Source organism: Nocardia sp. NPDC059229, from assembly GCF_042754165.1.
GTDB lineage: Bacteria > Actinomycetota > Actinomycetes > Mycobacteriales > Mycobacteriaceae > Nocardia.
The window spans coordinates 362,226-379,405 of record NZ_JBHZAK010000003.1; the positions used below are offsets into that span (position 1 = coordinate 362,226).

General features: G+C 70.5%; 15 protein-coding genes and 1 riboswitch. Of the genes, 4 read left to right on the forward strand and 11 right to left on the reverse strand.

Annotation, left to right across the window (positions count from 1 at the left end; all coding sequences use genetic code 11):
- Window positions 1-127 precede the first annotated feature (127 nt).
- Complete coding sequence (locus ACFXHE_RS10480; RefSeq protein ID WP_379381840.1) at window positions 128-1,705, forward strand: ArnT family glycosyltransferase; 1,578 nt, start codon at window positions 128-130, stop codon at window positions 1,703-1,705.
- A gap of 7 nt (window positions 1,706-1,712) precedes the next feature.
- Here ACFXHE_RS10480 and ACFXHE_RS10485 read toward each other — a convergent pair whose 3' ends face one another.
- From ACFXHE_RS10485 to ACFXHE_RS10505, 5 genes are all read right to left on the reverse strand, one after another.
- Entirely contained in the window at window positions 1,713-3,350 is a 1,638-nt protein-coding gene (locus ACFXHE_RS10485) for a DNA polymerase Y family protein (protein WP_379381841.1), read from the reverse strand.
- Between the two features lie 178 nt (window positions 3,351-3,528).
- The gene (locus ACFXHE_RS10490) at window positions 3,529-4,281 is read right to left on the reverse strand and encodes a hypothetical protein (RefSeq protein WP_379381843.1); all 753 of its coding nucleotides are present in this window, start codon (window positions 4,279-4,281) and stop codon (window positions 3,529-3,531) included.
- Window positions 4,282-4,480: 199 nt separating this feature from the next.
- Window positions 4,481-4,822, reverse strand: a complete 342-nt coding sequence (locus ACFXHE_RS10495; protein WP_379381845.1) for a hypothetical protein — start codon at window positions 4,820-4,822, stop codon at window positions 4,481-4,483.
- Window positions 4,823-4,979: 157 nt separating this feature from the next.
- A complete protein-coding gene (locus tag ACFXHE_RS10500; protein WP_379381847.1) occupies window positions 4,980-6,245 on the reverse strand; it encodes a hypothetical protein in 1,266 nt (421 codons plus the stop codon).
- A 186-nt stretch (window positions 6,246-6,431) separates the two neighbouring features.
- Window positions 6,432-7,418: an SDR family NAD(P)-dependent oxidoreductase gene (locus ACFXHE_RS10505; protein WP_379381849.1), complete on the reverse strand. Its 987-nt coding sequence runs from the start codon at window positions 7,416-7,418 to the stop codon at window positions 6,432-6,434.
- Between the two features lie 181 nt (window positions 7,419-7,599).
- Between ACFXHE_RS10505 and ACFXHE_RS10510 the strand changes: the two genes are divergently transcribed.
- Window positions 7,600-10,956, forward strand: a complete 3,357-nt coding sequence (locus ACFXHE_RS10510; protein ID WP_379381851.1) for an error-prone DNA polymerase — start codon at window positions 7,600-7,602, stop codon at window positions 10,954-10,956.
- A gap of 106 nt (window positions 10,957-11,062) precedes the next feature.
- On the opposite strand, the gene ACFXHE_RS10515 is transcribed toward ACFXHE_RS10510, so the two are convergent.
- The gene (locus tag ACFXHE_RS10515) at window positions 11,063-12,055 is read right to left on the reverse strand and encodes a hypothetical protein (protein WP_379381853.1); all 993 of its coding nucleotides are present in this window, start codon (window positions 12,053-12,055) and stop codon (window positions 11,063-11,065) included.
- A gap of 140 nt (window positions 12,056-12,195) precedes the next feature.
- On the opposite strand from ACFXHE_RS10515, the gene ACFXHE_RS10520 reads away from it, so the two are divergent.
- Window positions 12,196-12,456, forward strand: a complete 261-nt coding sequence (locus ACFXHE_RS10520) for a DUF167 domain-containing protein (RefSeq protein WP_379381855.1) — start codon at window positions 12,196-12,198, stop codon at window positions 12,454-12,456.
- Window positions 12,457-12,466: 10 nt separating this feature from the next.
- On the opposite strand, the gene ACFXHE_RS10525 is transcribed toward ACFXHE_RS10520, so the two are convergent.
- Window positions 12,467-12,931, reverse strand: a complete 465-nt coding sequence (locus ACFXHE_RS10525; RefSeq protein ID WP_379381857.1) for a tRNA (cytidine(34)-2'-O)-methyltransferase — start codon at window positions 12,929-12,931, stop codon at window positions 12,467-12,469.
- A gap of 38 nt (window positions 12,932-12,969) precedes the next feature.
- On the opposite strand from ACFXHE_RS10525, the gene ACFXHE_RS10530 reads away from it, so the two are divergent.
- Window positions 12,970-13,287, forward strand: coding sequence for a DUF3017 domain-containing protein (locus tag ACFXHE_RS10530; RefSeq protein WP_379381859.1), 318 nt, complete (start codon window positions 12,970-12,972; stop codon window positions 13,285-13,287).
- An 87-nt stretch (window positions 13,288-13,374) separates the two neighbouring features.
- Here ACFXHE_RS10530 and ACFXHE_RS10535 read toward each other — a convergent pair whose 3' ends face one another.
- From ACFXHE_RS10535 to ACFXHE_RS10550, 4 genes are all read right to left on the reverse strand, one after another.
- The gene (locus ACFXHE_RS10535; RefSeq protein WP_167659831.1) at window positions 13,375-13,536 is read right to left on the reverse strand and encodes a hypothetical protein; all 162 of its coding nucleotides are present in this window, start codon (window positions 13,534-13,536) and stop codon (window positions 13,375-13,377) included.
- A gap of 179 nt (window positions 13,537-13,715) precedes the next feature.
- Window positions 13,716-14,834 carry a homoserine O-acetyltransferase gene (locus tag ACFXHE_RS10540; protein WP_379382102.1) on the reverse strand — a complete coding sequence of 373 codons (1,119 nt, stop codon included), beginning with the start codon at window positions 14,832-14,834 and terminating at the stop codon, window positions 13,716-13,718.
- Window positions 14,835-14,875: 41 nt separating this feature from the next.
- Window positions 14,876-16,225 (reverse strand): bifunctional o-acetylhomoserine/o-acetylserine sulfhydrylase, encoded by a 1,350-nt coding sequence (locus ACFXHE_RS10545; protein WP_379381860.1) that lies wholly within the window; start codon window positions 16,223-16,225, stop codon window positions 14,876-14,878.
- Between the two features lie 96 nt (window positions 16,226-16,321).
- Window positions 16,322-16,433, reverse strand: a riboswitch (SAM riboswitch).
- A gap of 12 nt (window positions 16,434-16,445) precedes the next feature.
- Window positions 16,446-17,156 carry a TetR/AcrR family transcriptional regulator gene (locus ACFXHE_RS10550; RefSeq protein WP_379381862.1) on the reverse strand — a complete coding sequence of 237 codons (711 nt, stop codon included), beginning with the start codon at window positions 17,154-17,156 and terminating at the stop codon, window positions 16,446-16,448.
- Window positions 17,157-17,180: the final 24 nt, after the last annotated feature.

Below are 17,180 nucleotides of genomic sequence, written 5' to 3' on the forward strand. Positions count from 1 at the left end.
GCACATCCTGGCATGATATCCGCTTGCTACAGCATGTGAAATAGATCACTTTCACATTGTCGATAATCGGTCAACCGTGACGGTAGCGTCATTGCCGATTCACCAAAGCTTTTTCTGTCGGGGAAATATGGTTCTCAATGCTGCCGCCCCCGCGGTCGATCTCCAGGATCTCCAGGAACCGAGCCCGCCGCGGCCCACCTTCGCTACGGCGTGGGTCCTTCTACTAGCCGCACTCAGCGGGGCCTTTCTCGCCGTCCCCACGCTGCGCTACGACTTCTTCGGCGACGAACTGTATTTCGTCGCGGCGGGCGCGCACCGCAGCATCACCTACGCCGACCAGGGCGTGCTCATACCGCTGATGGCCCACCTGGCCGACGCCGTGGCGCCCGGCTCGGCGCCCGTGTTGCGATTGCCGGCGGTCCTGATGACCGCGGCCGCGGTCGTGATCAGTGCCGCGGTCGCCTACGAACTGGGCGGCTCGCGCACCGCGCAACTGCTCGCGGCCGCCGCCTACGGGGTCTCGCCACTCGCCGCGACCCAGGCCGTCCAGCTGAGCACCTTCTCCTTCGACGCCACCCTGCAGGCCGCGGTCATCTGGTTGCTGATCCGCTGGATTCGCACCCGCGACGACCGCCTGCTCGTCGCGCTCGGCCTCGTCGCCGCCATCGATCTGCAGGTCAAATGGTTCATCCCCACGATCCTGCTGTGCCTGGGCGCGGGCGTGCTCGTCGCGGGACCGCGGCAGCTGCTGTGGCGGCCCGCGCTGTGGCAGGGCGCGGCGATCTTCGCGGTCTCCGCGGTGCCCGGTCTGTGGTGGCAGCACACGCACGGCTGGCCGGCGCTGGCCATGAGCAAGGTGATCGGCGCCGAGCAGGACGCGGCCGGCGGCGGGCCGCTCGCGTGCATGCCGCAGATGATCGGACTGACCGGTTTGCTGGGCGGGCTGCTCGTCGGCTGGGCCTTCTGGTGCCTGGCCCGGCAACGCTGGCTGCGGCCCTACCTTTTCATGCTCGTCGCCTCGGCGCTGCTGGTGCTCGTCGTCCTCGTCGGGCACGGACGGCCTTACTACACAGCGGGATTCCTGCCCGTGCTGTTCGGCATCGGCGCGGCCTCGCTGCCCTACTCGGTGAACGACCGCGGCGGCCGATTGCTCCGGGTCGTCGCGCCGCCGATCGTGGTGCTGTCGCTGGCCATCATCGCCGCGCTCGTGGTCACCCTGCCGCAGCCGCCCTCCCGCGTGCACGGCGCCATCCGGAACCAGGCCGACTTCGCCATGCGGACCAGCATTTTCGGCTCCTCGGGATGGTCCGATCTGACCGCGAAGGTCGCCGACGCCTACCGGCAGCTCCCGGAGGCGGAACGCCCGAAGGCGATCATCGCCCAGAACTATTGGCAGGCCGCCGCGATCCAGAACTTCGGGCGCGACTACGACCTGCCGCCCGTCTACAGCCCCAACCGCGGCTTCGGCTACTTCGGCCCGCCGCCGTCGGACGCCGACGCCATCCTCTACGTCGGCCTCGACAGCGCCGAACCCACCCTGCGGCGGCAGTTCGGCGAGGTGACGGTCCGTGCGCACCTGAACATTCCGAACGGATTCCCCGGCGTGAACACCGATATCGCCATCGCGGTCTGCCGCGAACCCGTGCACCCCTGGACCGAGCTCTGGCCCACCATGATGGATCTGCGCCTGCCGCTGGGCCTTTGAGCGGCGCCTACTCGTAGAGCCCCTCCACATGCCAGGCGCTGTTGTAGCCGAGCAGGAGCAGCGCGCGCAGGCGGGTGGCGTCCTCGGCGTCCAGCTGCACCTGGGCGCGGGCCGCGAAGCCGTGCTCGAAACGGTGTGTCCACCAGCGATCGTCGACCGGCCAGGGTCCGGCCCAGCCGGTCAGCCGCCAGGAGCTGCTGCCCCAGTGCAGGTGGGCGGGATCGGCGGTGAACAGGCCGCGCTCGGTGACCCAGATCGGGGAACCGTCGGCAGCCTCCAGGCGCACCTCCGGATGATGGGTGAGCACCAGCGCCGGAGCGGGCTCGGGAAGCCGGCCGGGCCAGGGCTGGGCCGGATCGGTCGCGGGCACCGGCTCGTCACCGAGGGTGACCATGGTGATGCGCTCCCCCGGGCCGCGGCCGCCGCTGAGCACACCCATGCGCACGGCGTCACCGCCCAGCAGACTCTGCACCCGGATCAGCGCGCGGCGTGCCCGCTCCTCGTCCTCGCCGACCCCACCCCACAGGCCGAGCTGCAGGGCGCCGGCCGACACCACCTCGACGGGTTCCAGGCGCAGGAGGGTGACGGCCGCGTTCGGGCCGGCATCCCAGTCGTCGTGTGCCTCCGGCGAATCGGGAGCCGCGGCGCGGGTCCGGCCGCGATCGAGGGCACGGCGGGTGAGCCAGCCGTCGAGCTGCCAGCGGATGCGGTCGGCGGTGCTGTCCGGGGTGAGCGGTTCGGCGCAGCGCCAGATGCGGGAGAACTCCTCGCCCGCTTCGGTTTCGGCGTGGATGACCAGGCGGGTGCAGGCCACGGCGGCGGCGGAGAGCTTGGTGTGCAGCTCGGTGGCGAGCAGGCGGCCCGCGAAGGCGGCCATGTCGACGCGTTCGATCGGGGGATCGCAGCGGTGCTCCACGGTCAGGTCGGCGGCGGGCAGGCGAGCGGCGGGCGGGCGCTCCGGGACCGCGCGGGCGCAGCGGTGCGCGATGATCGCGTCCGCGCCGAACCGCGACGCCACCTCGGCGGGGGTGAGGGCCGCGAAGTCGCCGATGCGGCGCAGGCCCAGCCGGTGCAGCAGATCCACCAGTTCGACGCGCTGCGGCGCGGCCAGCACCGGTTCCACCGCCAGCTCCGAAACCGGCATGGGTGCAAGGAATTCCGCGCCCCGGCCGGGCGGGACCAGGGTGGCGTGGCGGGCGGCGAAGACCGCGGTGGACAGCTCGTCGGCAATGCCGATCTGGCATTCGACGCCGACCGCCGCCACGGCGTCCACCAGGCGCTCGGCGGCGGCCTGCTCGGAGCCGAAGAACCGCGCCGCGCCGCGCGCCGAGAGCGCCAGCATGCCCGGGCGCAGCACCTCCACGCCCGGCACGGTCGAGTCCACGGCCGCCACCACGGGTTCGAACAGACGGGCGTCGCGATCCGGATCATCCTGTGCCACCAGCAGATCCGGGCAGCGGCCCTGAGCCTCCCGCTTCCGCAGACCCCGGCGGATCCCTTCCGCCCGTGCCACCGCCGTGCAGGCCACCACCCGATTGGCCGCGAACACCGCCACCGCGCGAGTGGCCTCCGCGCCCGCCTCGGCGGCCGCCGCTACCGCGGGCCAATCCGGGCACCACACCACGAGCACCCGCCGCGCCTTCACGACCGGCCTGCTCTCGCGGCGCTACCGCATCGGTAGGCAGCCGGACGACAATCGCGGCGGTCAGCCCGCGACACGACGCCCGCCCACATGCGGGGGCACCCGGAAGGCACGGGAAATCCGCTGCGCCGCAGGCGCTATCGCCTGGCCGGCGGCGGTCGGGGCGGCGGTCGGCGATCGGTCAGGACGCGGCATGACGCGCCGGGCGCAGTGGTTCGGGAGCGGCGGCGGGCCGGGCGGGGCCGGGGGTGGCGACCCATTCGACGCGACCGTCGGCGGGGCTGAGGGCCAGGTGGCCGGAGCGGGGTTGGGCGGAGCGGCCGCGGACGGAGACGTCGAGGCGGACGGTACGCAGGCGGCCGCAGCCGCGGCCCAGGCCGCTGTATCCGGCGACCCGGGTGTCGATGTGCAGGGCGGAACCGGACCAGGAGCCGTTGGTCACCATCAGGGTGGAGTTCTTGCTGCGGGCGCGGGCGGCGAGGATGCGGGCGCGGGACATGGGGACGGCGAGACCGTTCAGCCCGAGCACCACCAGATCCAGGCCATACAGCAATACGGAGGCAACTTCGAGCGGGTCCGGTCCGGGATCGGAGACCACCGCCAGCCGGTCGAGCCGGGCCCCCATCTCCGCGGCGGCCAGCAACCCCAGCCGCGGCAGCCCGACCACCGCGGCATGCCCCCCGGAGCCCGTCACCGCGGCCAGCAGCCCCGAGATCAGCGACCCCGCGCCGTTGTAGACGACCACCGACCCCTTGGCCAATCCGCCATCAGGTAGAAGGTTTTCGAGCGCACCCGGCACCGGCAAGGACTCCCGCCGCGGCTCCTCGGACACGGGCACATGGGCCGCCACCTCGGCCCCGCGCGCGGGCACGGCGGCCATTCGCCGCCGCAACTCGGCCAACTGCGCCCGCCTGGCCTCCGCAGCCGCACCCATCTAGTGACCACCTCTCCCAGTCGACGGGACCCAACCCTCGGAAACGCAAGTCAGCACCGAGCCAGCTACCTAACATAATCGAAAGTTTGTTCGATCAACGCACAGTAGAACTCGAATCCCAGGACGCGTCAAGAGGCGTGTGATCAAGCGCCGTATCCGTCACGCTGCCCGAGCGTCGGGAGTACTGCCGCGGCTGGCTTCACGCGAGGTGGTTGCGGAGCCAGGTGGTCATGAGGGGGAGGACCTCGGGAAGCTTGGAGGCGGCGACGTGGCCGGTGCCGGGAATGAGATGAACCTCGGTGTCGCGACGGCCGGAGAAGATCAGGGTGTCGGACGCGGTGATGTGTACGTCGTCGGCGCCATTGACGATCAACATCGGCGAATTGTCGTCCCGTGCAAGCAGATCGGCGCGGATGAAGGGCTCGCTGGCGGCCATGATCTCGTCCGGGGCCGGCGCGGTGGTGAAGCCGAAGGCATTGCCCGCGATGTCCTTCATGCCGAACATCAGGTGCTGGAAGTTCTCCTTTTCGAACGAGTCCACGATCGGCCCGCCGAGATCGATGGTTCACCGGCGAACCCCTGACCTACGCCGTGGCCGACCGTGCCGCCGCCACCGCCCTCATCGCCGTCCGTGCCGGGGCCTGCCGCAAGTAGCCGATCCCGGGCAGTGCCACGCTCGGTGATTCGGGGCGGGGGAGTCAGTCGAGGGTGACCACCACGGTTTCGCCGTGCCGGGTTATTTCGATGCTGCTGCCTGCGGGAGCTTCGGCCGTGAGCAGGACATCGCGTATTACTTCGATCGCCGCGCGCCAATCGTCGATCACTGTCAGGGGGAGGTCGTCGACCCAGCTGCCGTCCCTTCGGCCCACGCGGGCGGGGCCGTGCTTGGTGGTTCCCAGTCCGGCGGCTCGGAGAGCGGCGTTGAGAAGAGGCTTCAGCTGTGACGCCGGGCCGTTTCGAGGGGCTTCGGAGGAGGAAACGGGCAGGTAGGCGTGGGCGTGGTAGCGGCGGGGCGGTGGAGCTGTGTGGCCGGAGCGGGTTCGCAGCAGGGTGTGAGGGTCGACGCCGAGGAGGAGCTCGGTCATGACCAGGGCGCGGAGTTCACCCGCGCCGGGGGACAGCGCCGACAGGACGGACCGGTCGGTGCAACCCGCGGTGTGCAGCGCGGTGGTCAGGGCTGTCCGATGCGCCGCTGTCGGATCGGCGGCGAAGGTCTGGGCGGCCGCCTCGACCTCGGGGTGTCTGGACCAGGGCTGGTCGCGGACGGCCGCGCAGCGGGCGCGTGCCCGGTCGACAGCGGTCGCCAGTGCGGCGAAGGGGAATTCGGGATCGTCCGGGTCGCGCATCGAGTACAGGTCGCCGGCGGGGTAGTCCGGATCATCACGATAGGGATTGTCCGGCTGCTCGACGTAATCGAGGTACCACCAACCGGTTTCGTCGTCCTGCAGCCAATCCACGCCGAATGCCCGGATATCGCCGTGCGCGGCATACGCGCGCCGCTGATAGGGGTCCAGGCCCGGCAGGGCAGCGAATGCCTCACGCAGCAGCGGGACGGCGATCGCGGCGTCGGCGTCGGTGCACAGCGGGGCGAAACGGCCGAGCAGGGCCAGGTGCGGGCCGGGGTAGGCCGCGTCGGGGTCGGCCAGTGCGGTGGCGCGGCAGATCAGGTCGACCTCGGACCAGCGCAGGGCGTGCGGATGCCAGTGCGCGAGATCGTCCCAGCCCAGCTCGACGGGGCCGGTGGCGCCGGGATGGCGCAGGGTCAGCGACGAACCGTAGAAGCCGGATGCGACCCGGAATACGTACCCGTCGCCGAGGTCGTACTCCGCCTCGAAGTCGTCGTACTCCTCCTCGCGGTCGGCGCGGTCCCCGCCGGGCACATCGGAGGCGTACTCGTCGAGAAAGCTCGCGACCCAGAGCTCGGGTCGCGAGAACAGGGAATCCGGCTGCCAGACCTCGGTCATGCCGCGATCCTGCCAGTTTCGATCCGGTCGGCAACCCTTGGGGCCCACAGGCTTCGGCGCGCTGCGGGCTGGAGCGCTGGGTGTCGCGGCTGCTCGCGGCCGACAACATCAGGTGGGCAACGCTTTTCCCGCGTGACACCCACCGGGTACGGCCCTGAGCAGGGCGGTTCCCGGGTCAGCGGGTGGTCACCAGTGAGTGCCCGGGACCAGCCGGGCCGCACGGCGCAGGGCGGTTCCGGTGACGCGGACCGCGGGCGGGACGGTGCGGCGGCGGCGTTGCGGGACAACGATGTCCACGTCGGCCGTCTCCGGTTCGGGCACCGCCTCGCCCTTGGCGGCGGGGGAGTCGGGGATGGCGCGGTAGTAGCGGTGCAGGACCCGCTCCTTGATGCCGGGCGCGAACATGGAGCCGTACTCGGCCAGGGTGCCGAGCGGCACGTCGATGCGGCGGGGGCGCTCGGTGAGGGCCCGCACGATGAGCGCCGCCGCCCACTCCGGGGACTGGGTGCCGGTGCCCTGGTCGCCGCTCGGGGTGATCATGGGGGTGCGGACCAGCGGCATGTGGATGGTGGTGAAAGTGATGTTGCTGGAACGCATTTCGGCTGCGGTCACCTCGGCGAACTTGTCCAGGGCGGCCTTGCTGGCCAGGTAGGCGGCGAAGCGCGGGGTGGCGACCTGGACGCCGGCGCTGGAGATGTTCACGATGTGGCCGTCGTGGCGCTCCCGCATGCCGGGCAGCAGGCCCAGGGTCATGCGCACCGCGCCGAAGTAGTTGACGGCCATGGTGCGCTCGAAGTCGTGCATGCGGTCGGTCGAGCGGTGCACGGCGCGGCGGATGGAGCGACCGGCATTGTTGACCAGCATGTCGACGTGCCCGTGGGTGTCGAGCACGGCCTGCAGGGTCCGGTCGACCGAGTCCTGATCGGTGACATCGCACGGGTAGCCGAACGCGGCGCCGCCCGCGGCGGTGATCTCGTCCACCACGGTGGACAACTCGTCGGCGCGGCGGGCCAGCAGGATGACGACCGCGCCCTTCTCGGCGACGGCGAGCGCGGCCGAGCGGCCGATGCCGGAGGATGCGCCGGTGATGACGACGTGCTTGCCGGCCAGATCGCGGCGGGCGCGCCGTCGGGCCAGGTAACCGGGGCCGTTGTCGCTCGAGGTTTCGGTCATCGCTGCTCCCTTGCAGGTGGAATTGCCTGTAACTTACTCCAAAGTAAGTTACCGCGCCACGGTGTGGTTGCCCACCCCGGAATCGGCCTCCGGGGATTTGGTGCGTGCCGCTGTAGAGACCAATCGGTTTCGAATGTATGTTCGATACTCGAGACCGGTCGGATTGCGGAGGAGGTGCGTCATGGGCTGGCACAACGGCCCGCCTTCGTGGGCGGAGATGGAGCGGGTGCTGTCCGGACGGCCCGATCCCGCGCGCAAGCCGGTCGACGGCGACGGCGGCGACAGCCCGGCCTGGTCGCGGAAGCGGGAGAAGTACGAGGCCGGGGAACTCGGGCGGGTCGCGCGATCGGCGGTGCCGTACGCCGAGCTGCACACGCACTCGGCCTACAGCTTCCTCGACGGCGCCAGCCAGCCCGAAGAACTCGTGGAGGAAGCCGTGCGACTGGGCCTGGAGGCCCTCGCGCTGACCGACCACGACGGGTTCTACGGCGTGGTGCGGTTCGCGGAGGCGGCGCGGGAATGGCGGATGCCGACCATCTTCGGCGCCGAGCTGTCCATCGGCACCGCGGCCCGCGCCGGTGCGCACCTGGCGCCCCGCGGGCGGCGGCGCGGTCGCGAATCCGAGTCGGACGCACTGAATTCCGAACCGCGCACCGGCACACCCGACCCGGCCGGACCGCACCTGCTGGTGCTGGCGCGCGGGCAGGAGGGGTACCGGCGGCTGTCGCGGGAGATGGCCGCCGCGCACATGGCGGCGGGGGAGAAGGGCATCCTGCGCTACGACCTGGAACGGCTCACCGCCGCGGCGGGCGGGCACTGGCACATTCTCACCGGCTGCCGCAAAGGGACTGTGCGACAGGCGCTTCAGCAGGGCGACGCGGCGGCCGAGGCGGCGCTGCGCGATCTGATCGAACGGTTCGGGCGCGAGCACGTGAGCGTGGAGCTCACCCACCACGGCATCCCCGAGGACGATGAGCGCAATGCCCGGCTCATCGCCCTCGCCGACCGGCTCGGGCTGCCCGTACTCGCCACCACCGGAGCGCATTTCGCGGCCCCGCCGCACCGGCGCCGAGCCATGGCGCTGGCCGCCATCCGGGCCCGCTCCAGTCTCGACGACATGGCCGGCTGGCTGGCCCCCACCGGCGGCGCGCACCTGCGCTCCGGCGACGAGATGGCGCGGCTGTTCGCCGCCTGCCCCGAGGCGGTGGCGAATGCCGTTGCGCTGGGCCGGGACTGCGCGTTCGATCTGCGGCTGATCGCGCCCCAACTGCCGCCCTTCGACGTGCCGGACAGCCACGACGAGAACTCGTGGCTGCGCGAGCTCACCCTCCGCGGCGCGGCCCGCCGCTACGGGCCCCGGGCCGGGAGCCCGGACGCCTACCGGCAGCTGGAACACGAACTGGACGTGATCGCCACCCTGAACTTCCCGGGCTACTTCCTGGTCGTGCACGACATCGTCAGCTTCTGCCGCGACAACGACATCCTCTGCCAGGGCCGGGGTTCCGCGGCCAATTCGGCGGTCTGCTACGCCATCGGCATCACCAATGTGGACCCGGTCGCCAACAAGCTGCTGTTCGAACGGTTCCTGTCGCCGGAGCGGGACGGGCCGCCGGACATCGACGTGGACATCGAATCGGATCGGCGCGAGGAGGCCATCCAGCACGTCTACGCCAAGTACGGGCGCGAGTACGCGGCGCAGGTGGCCAATGTGATCACCTATCGCGGGCGCTCCGCGGTGCGGGATGCCGCACGCGCCCTGGGCTTTTCGACCGGGCAGCAGGACGCCTGGAGCAAACAGGTGAGCCGCTGGACGGGCGTGGCGGAAGAGCAGCACACCGACATCCCCGGCGACGTCCTCGCGCTGGCCGGTGAATTGGAGGGGCTGCCAAGGCATTTGGGCATCCACTCCGGCGGCATGGTGATCTGCGACCGGCCCATCGCCGACGTGTGCCCGACCGAATGGGCGCGCATGGCCGATCGCAGTGTGCTGCAGTGGGACAAGGACGACTGCGCGTCGGCGGGACTGGTCAAGTTCGACCTGCTCGGGCTGGGCATGCTGTCGGCGCTGCACTACATGATCGACCTGGTGGCCGAGCACAAGGGGCACACCGTCGAACTGCATCGGCTGGACCTGGGCGAGGAAGCCGTCTACGACATGCTGTGCCGCGCCGACTCCGTCGGCGTCTTCCAGGTGGAGTCCCGCGCGCAGATGGCGACCCTGCCGCGCCTGAAGCCGCGGAATTTCTACGACCTGGTGGTGGAGGTGGCGCTCATCCGGCCGGGACCGATCCAGGGCGGGTCGGTGCACCCCTACATCCGTCGCCGCAATGGCAGGGAGAAGCCCGATTACGACCATCCGGCACTGGAGAACGCGCTGGAACGCACCCTCGGCGTGCCGCTGTTCCAGGAGCAGCTCATGCAGATGGCCGTGGACGTCGCCGGATTCACCGCCGCCGAGGCCGATCAGCTGCGCCGCGCCATGGGATCCAAACGGTCACCGGAGAAGATGGAACGGCTGCGGGCCCGCTTCTATCAGGGCATGAAGGACCTGCACGGCATCACCGGCGAGGTGGCCGACCGCATCTACGAGAAGGTGTACGCCTTCGCGAATTTCGGTTTCCCGGAAAGCCATTCGCAGAGTTTCGCCTCACTGGTGTTCTACTCGGCGTGGTTCAAACTCCATCACCCGGCCGCCTTCTGCGCGGGACTGCTGCGCGCCCAGCCGATGGGGTTCTACTCGCCGCAGTCACTGGTCGCCGACGCGCGACGGCACGGGGTGGTGGTGCACGGGCCCGACATCAACCACAGCCTGGCCGAGGCGACCCTGGAGGCACAGGGCCTGGAGATCCGGCTGGGGCTGGCCGCGGTCCGGCACATCGGCACCGAGCTGGCCGAACAGATCGTGGCCGCCCGCGAAATCGGGCCCTACACCACGTTTCTCGACCTCACCGGGCGCGTGGAGCTGAGCGTGCCGCAGGCCGAAGCGCTGGCCACCGCAGGCGCGCTGACCAGTCTCGGCGGCACCCGCCGCGAGGCGCTGTGGGCGGCGGGCGCGGCCGCCGGGGAACGGCCCGACCGGCTGCCCGGCACCGGTGCGGCCACCACCGCACCCGCCCTGCCCGGGATGAGCGCGCTGGAGCTGGCCGCCGCCGACGTGTGGGCCACCGGCTTCTCGCCCAGCAGCTATCCGACCGAATTCCTGCGCGAGCGCCTCGACGCGCTCGGCGTCATCCCCGCCGCGCAGCTGCTCGACATTCGCGACGGCACCCGGGTTCTCGTCGGCGGCGCGGTCACCCACCGGCAGCGTCCGGCCACCGCGGGCGGTGTCACCTTCCTCAATCTGGAGGACGAGACCGGCATGGTGAACGTGGTCTGCTCGGTCGGCCTCTGGGCCCGCTACCGGCGCCTGGCCACCACCGCGCCCGCCCTGCTCATCCGCGGGCGGGTGCAGAACGCCGAGGGCGCGGTCACCATCGTCGCCGACCATCTGCAGCGCATGGACCTGCGCATCGAGGGCCGTTCTCGCGACTTCCGCTGAACGCGGCCGCCGGCACCATATTCCGGTTGTCACATCGAACGGCGCGCCCCGCGCTTCGGGTGAGATGCAGGGTGCGCCAAGGGTTTTCGCCTGGATCGGCGAACGGCTAGAAGTCGCCGCCGCCGGAATCGCCGCCGCCGCCGAAATCGCCACCGCCACCGGAGTCACCGCCGCCGAAATCGCTGCCGCCGCCGAAGTCGTAGTCGCCGCCGCCTCCGCCCCACTCCTGGGGGCCGGGGTCGTAACCGCCGTAGCCGCCGGACTCCGGGGGCGGGCCGTATTCCGGGCCGCGGTCGCGCTCGTGTTCGCCTTCCATCCGGCCGAGTTCGTAGCCGAGCAGGCCGCCGCCCAGGGCGCCGCCGACCGCGCCGAGACCGGCCGCAGCGCCGGGGCTCATGCCGGGACGGCCACCGCCGTAGGGCGGCGGGGGCGGGCCGCCGTAGCCCGGGCCACCCGGGGCGTAGCCGCCGCCGAAACCACCGCCGCCGAACGGGGCGGGCGGGGGCGGCGGGGTGCCGCGGCGACGGCGGACGAACGCGACGACCGCCGCGATGATGCCGCCGATGACCAGGATCGGGCACAGCAGGCCCAGCCAGCCCCAGCCGCTGCTCTTGCTCTCGGGCTTGGCGGCGGGCTGGTGGGCGGGGGCCGGGTTGCCGGCCTTGACGCTGGTGGGCGCGGTCTGATCGGCGGCCGTCTTCAAGGCGCCCAGCGCTGCGATGGTCGCACCCGTGTAATCGCCGCTGCCGAGCGCGTTTCCGAAGGCGGTCCCCGCGGGCGTGGTGTCGCGGATGTGGGAATTCGCGCCGGTGCGGATGGTCAGCCACTTGGTCTTGGTATTGATGGCCAGCACTACGTCGGTCGGATTCTTGACGTGGGTCTGGGTCTCCGTGTCGAACTTGGCCCGATCGTCGGAGTACTTCTCGGTGGTGAAGATCTGCACCGGATCCGTCAGCTGCAGCGCGGCATTCGTCACCTTGGTGACATCGAGCACCTTGGAATCGTCGTGAACGGTGACCGGCCCGGCCGCGGCCGTACCCGTCGCCAGCAGGATCACCCCCGCCACCGCCGACAGCAGCAACAGCAAACGCTTGACCATCTGAACTTTCCTTCCCGGGCGACCTTCCTGCCGCCGCGGCATCGCCTGCGACACTACGACGTCCCCGCCTCGATCGCTGTCCTCGAGCATGTGCGCTGTATCGCAGGCCCCACCCGTCAACCCGGACCCCGTCCGCGACAATGGGGTCGGGCGCGGGAAGGGAGTGCGGCGTGTCGACAGTGGTCCGGGCGACCATCAAACCCGGCAGCAAGAAGGGGCCCCTGGTCGAGATCCTCGACGATGGCGCGCTGCAGCTGTACGTCCGCGCCCCGGCGGTGGAGGGCAAGGCCAACAAGGCCGCCATCGAGCTGCTGGCCGCCCACTACGGCGTCCCCAAATCCGCGGTCCGCCTGACCGGCGGCGCGACCTCCCGCTTCAAGCGCTTCGAAATCGACGACTGATCCCGGAGACTCAGACCGCGCCCGGAAAACCCAGCTGCCGCCAGGCCTCGTACACGGCGACGGCCGCGGCATTGGACAGATTCATCGAGCGCCGGCCCGGCAGCATTGGGATGCGCAGCTGCTCGGTGACGCGGGGATCGGCGAGCACCTCCTCGGGCAACCCGGTCGGCTCGGGCCCGAAGAGCAGCACATCGCCCGAGCGATAGGCGACATCGGTGCTGTGGGTGGTGGCCGTCGCGGTGAAGGCGAAGACCCGCTCGGGCCGAATGGCATCCCACGCGGCGGCGAGACTCTTGTGCACGGTGACGACGGCCAGGTCGTGGTAGTCCAACCCGGCCCGGCGTAGCTTCGGCTCGGATAGGTCGAAGCCGAGCGGTTCGATCAGGTGCAGTTCGCAGCCGGTACCGGCCGCCAGCCGAATGGCATTGCCGGTATTCGGGGGGATGCGAGGTTCGAAGAACACGAGATGGAACACGGGCTCCAGCATCGCAGAGGGCCGGATAAGCTCGTCCGGTGACTCCAGCCCATGCCGCACCCGAGAGCCGTAGCAGTCGTGCGGGGGAGTTCGTCCGGAACAATCTGCCCATACTGCTGGTAGCGGCGGTGCTGGTGGTGGCCGTGGTCTTCCTGGCCTGGGACCGCTGGCGGCGCGGCACCTTCTTCTTCGGCGGCGGGACGCTACTGGCGGCGGCACTGCGGCTGATTCTGCCGACCGACCGGGCCGGTCTGCTCGCGGTGCGCAGCAAGGGTTTCGACGTCGCCTGGCTGACGGTGCTGGGCGGCGCGATCATTGCGCTGGCCGCGACCATCAGCAGCCTCGGCGTCACCTAGACCGCGCCGAGGTCGGGGCCGCGACCGGAGTCGCGGCACTGAATGTTCGATCGGGGGTGGCCGCGAACCCGCGGCGCTGGGGGATTGCTAGACCGAGGTTATGCGGCGGCCGAGCTCACGGCGCAACACTTCCTGGTCCGGGAGTCTGTGCAGGACACGGAGTATGGCCGGGCGAAGTTCACGCTGCTCGTCCTCGGAGAGCAGATCGACGAGATCGCGTAGATCCATGTCATCGAATGCGGCGGTCATGCCTGAATACATTACGTGTGCCGAGCCTCGCGCACACGTATTCCGGGCCGCCGGTTACGGAGGTGTCATGTGTGCGAAACCGGAAGCGCGTCACGGCAATTCGCGCGAAACGGACACGATACGCGAGGTAACGCGCCTCCGGTGAGGCAGCGGAGATGCAGCGGACGGGCAGCGTTGTTTCAGCGGTCCGACTCGCGCTGGGCGCGGGCCAGATCCATCGTCTCGAGCATGAGTTTGCCGACCGCCTCGGTCTCGGTCAGAAATCCGTCGTGGCCGTCCCGGGACCGGATGATCTCCAGCCCCTTGGAACCGGGCAGCAGATCGGACAGCTCCTGCAGGGTGCGCAGCGGGAACAGCCGATCCGAGTCCACCCCGCCGACCACGCACGGCACCGGCGTGGACCCCAGCGCCGCCGCGATACCGCCGCGGCCACGGCCCACGTCGTGACGGTTCATGGCCTCGGTGAGCAGCACGTAGGTGGCCGGGTCGAACCGCGAGATCAGCTTGTCGGCCTGGTACTCCAGATAGCTCTGCACCGCGTAACGCCCACCCGCCCACGGGTCCTCATCGCCCTGGGCATGGTTCTCGAACCGGTGGTCGAGCTCGAACTCGGTGCGGTAGGTCAGGTGCGCGATGCGCCGGGCGATGCCCATGCCGGTCATCGGGGCGCGCCCGGTGCCGTGGTAGTTGCCGCCCTGCCAGTCCGGATCGGCCGTGATGGCGGCGATCTGGGTGGTCTGGGTGCCGATCTGGTCGGCGGTGCCGCGCGGGCCGACCGCCAGCACCAGGGCCGCGCCGACCCGCTCGGGCCGGGCGACCATCCATTCCAGCACCCGCATGCCGCCCATGGAGCCGCCGACCACGGCGGCCAGGCGGTCGATGCCGAGCAGGTCGAACAGCGTGATCTCGGCGGTCACCTGATCGCGGATGGAGATCTCGGGAAACCTTGCGCCCCAGGGCTTTCCGTCCGCGGCCAGCGAGGACGGCCCGGTGCTGCCCTTGCAGCCGCCGAGCACATTGGTGGCGATGACGCACCACTCGCGGGTGTCCACCGGCGCGCCGGGACCCACGATGCCGTCCCACCAGCCGGCCTGGCCGTGGTGCACGTCGGCGGGGCCCACCACGTGCGAATCACCGGTCAGCGCGTGCTCCACGAGCACCACGTTGTCCGCGTTCGCCGATAGTTCGCCCCACCGCTGCACAGCCAGCGTGACATCGGGAATGACGGCTCCGGTCTCGAGCTCGATATCCCCGATGGCAATGCTGCCGAGCGTCCCGTCGGGCGGCGGCAGCAGCAGCTCCGCCGCGTGCCGGGACGTGCTCGATTCGATGTTCACGGTCAACTTGCCGCCGCCGTCAGTCCGGCGCGCAGATCCGCCAGGATGTCGCCGATCCCCTCGATACCCACGGCCAACCGGACCAGACCAGGTGTGACACCGGAAGCGAGTTGCTCGGCGGGCGTCAGCTGGGAATGCGTGGTGGAGGCCGGGTGGATGACGAGCGAGCGCACGTCCCCGATGTTAGCGACATGGCTGTGCAGCACCAGCGCCTCGACAAACTTCTTGCCGGCGTCCACGCCGCCGGCCAGCTCGAAGGAGACGATGGCGCCGACGCCCTTGGGTGCCAGCTGTTTGCCCCGCTCGAACCACGGGGAGCTGGGCAGCCCTGCGTAGTAGACCTTCTCGACGCCGGGCTGCTCGGCCAGGAACTCGGCCACCGCCTGGGCGTTGGCCACGTGCCGCTCGATGCGCAGACTCAGCGTCTCGATGCCCTGCGCGATGAGGAAGGCGTTGAACGGCGACACCGCCGCGCCCAGATCGCGCAGCAGCTGCACCCGCGCCTTGAGCGCGTAGGCCGGCGCGCCGAGATCGGCGAACACGGCGCCGTGGTAGCTGGGGTCCGGGGTGGTGAAACCGGGGAAGCGGGACTCGCCCGCCGCGTCCCGCACGGTCCAGTCGAAGTTGCCGCCGTCCACGATCACACCCGCGACCGCGGAGCCGTGGCCGCCCAGGTATTTGGTGGCCGAGTGCACGACGATGTCCGCGCCCAGCCGCAGCGGCTGGATCAGGTACGGCGTGGCGACGGTGTTGTCCACGATCAGCGGCACGCCCGCCGCGTGCGCGACCTCGGCGATGCCCGGGATGTCGAGCACCGAGCTGCTCGGATTGGCGACCGTCTCCCCGTAGAACGCCTTGGTGTTGGGCCGCACGGCCGCGCGCCACTGCTCGAGATCGTCCGGATCCTCGACGAAGCTGACCTCGATGCCCAGCTTGGGCAGCGAGTAGTGCAGCAGGTTGTAGGTGCCGCCGTACAGGTGCGGGCTGGCCACGATGTGGTCGCCGGCCTGAGCCAGATTCAGGATCGCGTAGGTCTCCGCGGCCTGACCGGAGGCCAGCAGCAGCGCGGCCACACCGCCCTCGAGCGCGGCGATGCGCTGCTCCACCGCGTCCTGGGTGGGGTTCATGATGCGGGTGTAGATATTGCCCGGCTCGGCGAGCCCGAACAGCGCGGCGGCGTGATCGGTGTCGCGGAAGGCGTAGGAGGTGGTCTGGTAGATGGGCAGGGCGCGGGCTCCGGTGGCCGGATCGGGAGCCTGTCCGGCGTGAATCTGCTTGGTCTCGAAGGACCAGCCGGCCGGATCCAGGGTGCCGTCAGCCGAGACGGCCGCGGGCGCGGTCGAGTCACTCATGTGTTCTGCTCCAAAAACAAGGTCGCCGAATGGCGGAAGTTTGACGTTATCGAGAGGCGAATGGGCTTCGACAACAACACATTTCGGTAGACCTCCTAGTTGCGCTTGCGTTCGGCCTTCGAACGCCCGGTCTGCACCCGGAGCACCCCACCGCAGCTGGAGGGTTGCCGATCAGCAAGCCGGGGCCTTAACGCTGATGCTCTTGACCTGTTGCGCGATTCTAGCGGGCGGACGCCGCTGTTTCGGAAGTGGGGCTGGCCACAGCGGGCCCCGCGCAGGTGCGCACGAATTCGTGATACGCGCCGACCACGGCCTCCGCCATGCTGCGCGGTGACTCGATCAGACGCTCGTCGGCGAAGCCGGAATCGGAGTCCGATTCGGTGCCGGCCCGCATGATGGCGTGGAAGGTGCCGAGCAGCAATCGAACTCGCAGATCCGCGACGGTGGTGCCAAGGCGTTCGGCCAGCACCTGCGCGGTCTGCTCGGTCTTGTTCTCGGTGGCGGCCATGCTGCACGCCCGCACCGCGGCGGTGGACCGGATGATGCGCTGCATCTGCTGGAACCAGCGGAAGGGCAGCGGTTCGTCGTGGTCGACGACGCGGTCCACGATGGACAGGAAGCTGTCCAGCAGCGCTTTCAGCTCGTTGCCGGTGCTCGGCTGCTCGCGCAGCGCGTCCGCGTGTGCCCGCGCCCAGTCGGCGATGGGCGCGATGACGATGTCTTCCTTGCTGTCGAAGTACCGGTTCACGGTGCGCGGCGAGACGTCGGCCGCGTCGGCGATCTGTTCCACGGTGGTGGCGTCGAAGCCCTGGTCGTCGCACAGCCGCAGGGCGACATCGATGATCCGCGCCCGGGTCTGTTCCTTCTTCCGCTCACGCAGGCCCGGCCGGTGACGTGCGATCACACCGAGGTGAGTTGACAACTCCGACATACCTCCATGGTAAGGGTTCGAACG

Excerpts from the sequence above, each read along its gene's own strand:
- ACFXHE_RS10480 (WP_379381840.1), top strand. The coding sequence starts at position 128 with ATGGTTCTCAATGCTGCCGCCCCCGCGGTCGATCTCCAGGATCTCCAG.
- ACFXHE_RS10490 (WP_379381843.1), bottom strand. The coding sequence starts at position 4,281 with ATGGGTGCGGCTGCGGAGGCCAGGCGGGCGCAGTTGGCCGAGTTGCGG.
- ACFXHE_RS10500 (WP_379381847.1), bottom strand. The coding sequence starts at position 6,245 with ATGACCGAGGTCTGGCAGCCGGATTCCCTGTTCTCGCGACCCGAGCTC.
- ACFXHE_RS10505 (WP_379381849.1), bottom strand. The coding sequence starts at position 7,418 with ATGACCGAAACCTCGAGCGACAACGGCCCCGGTTACCTGGCCCGACGG.
- ACFXHE_RS10510 (WP_379381851.1), top strand. The coding sequence starts at position 7,600 with ATGGGCTGGCACAACGGCCCGCCTTCGTGGGCGGAGATGGAGCGGGTG.
- ACFXHE_RS10515 (WP_379381853.1), bottom strand. The coding sequence starts at position 12,055 with ATGGTCAAGCGTTTGCTGTTGCTGCTGTCGGCGGTGGCGGGGGTGATC.
- ACFXHE_RS10520 (WP_379381855.1), top strand. The coding sequence starts at position 12,196 with ATGGGGTCGGGCGCGGGAAGGGAGTGCGGCGTGTCGACAGTGGTCCGG.
- ACFXHE_RS10535 (WP_167659831.1), bottom strand. The coding sequence starts at position 13,536 with ATGACCGCCGCATTCGATGACATGGATCTACGCGATCTCGTCGATCTG.
- ACFXHE_RS10545 (WP_379381860.1), bottom strand. The coding sequence starts at position 16,225 with ATGAGTGACTCGACCGCGCCCGCGGCCGTCTCGGCTGACGGCACCCTG.
- ACFXHE_RS10550 (WP_379381862.1), bottom strand. The coding sequence starts at position 17,156 with ATGTCGGAGTTGTCAACTCACCTCGGTGTGATCGCACGTCACCGGCCG.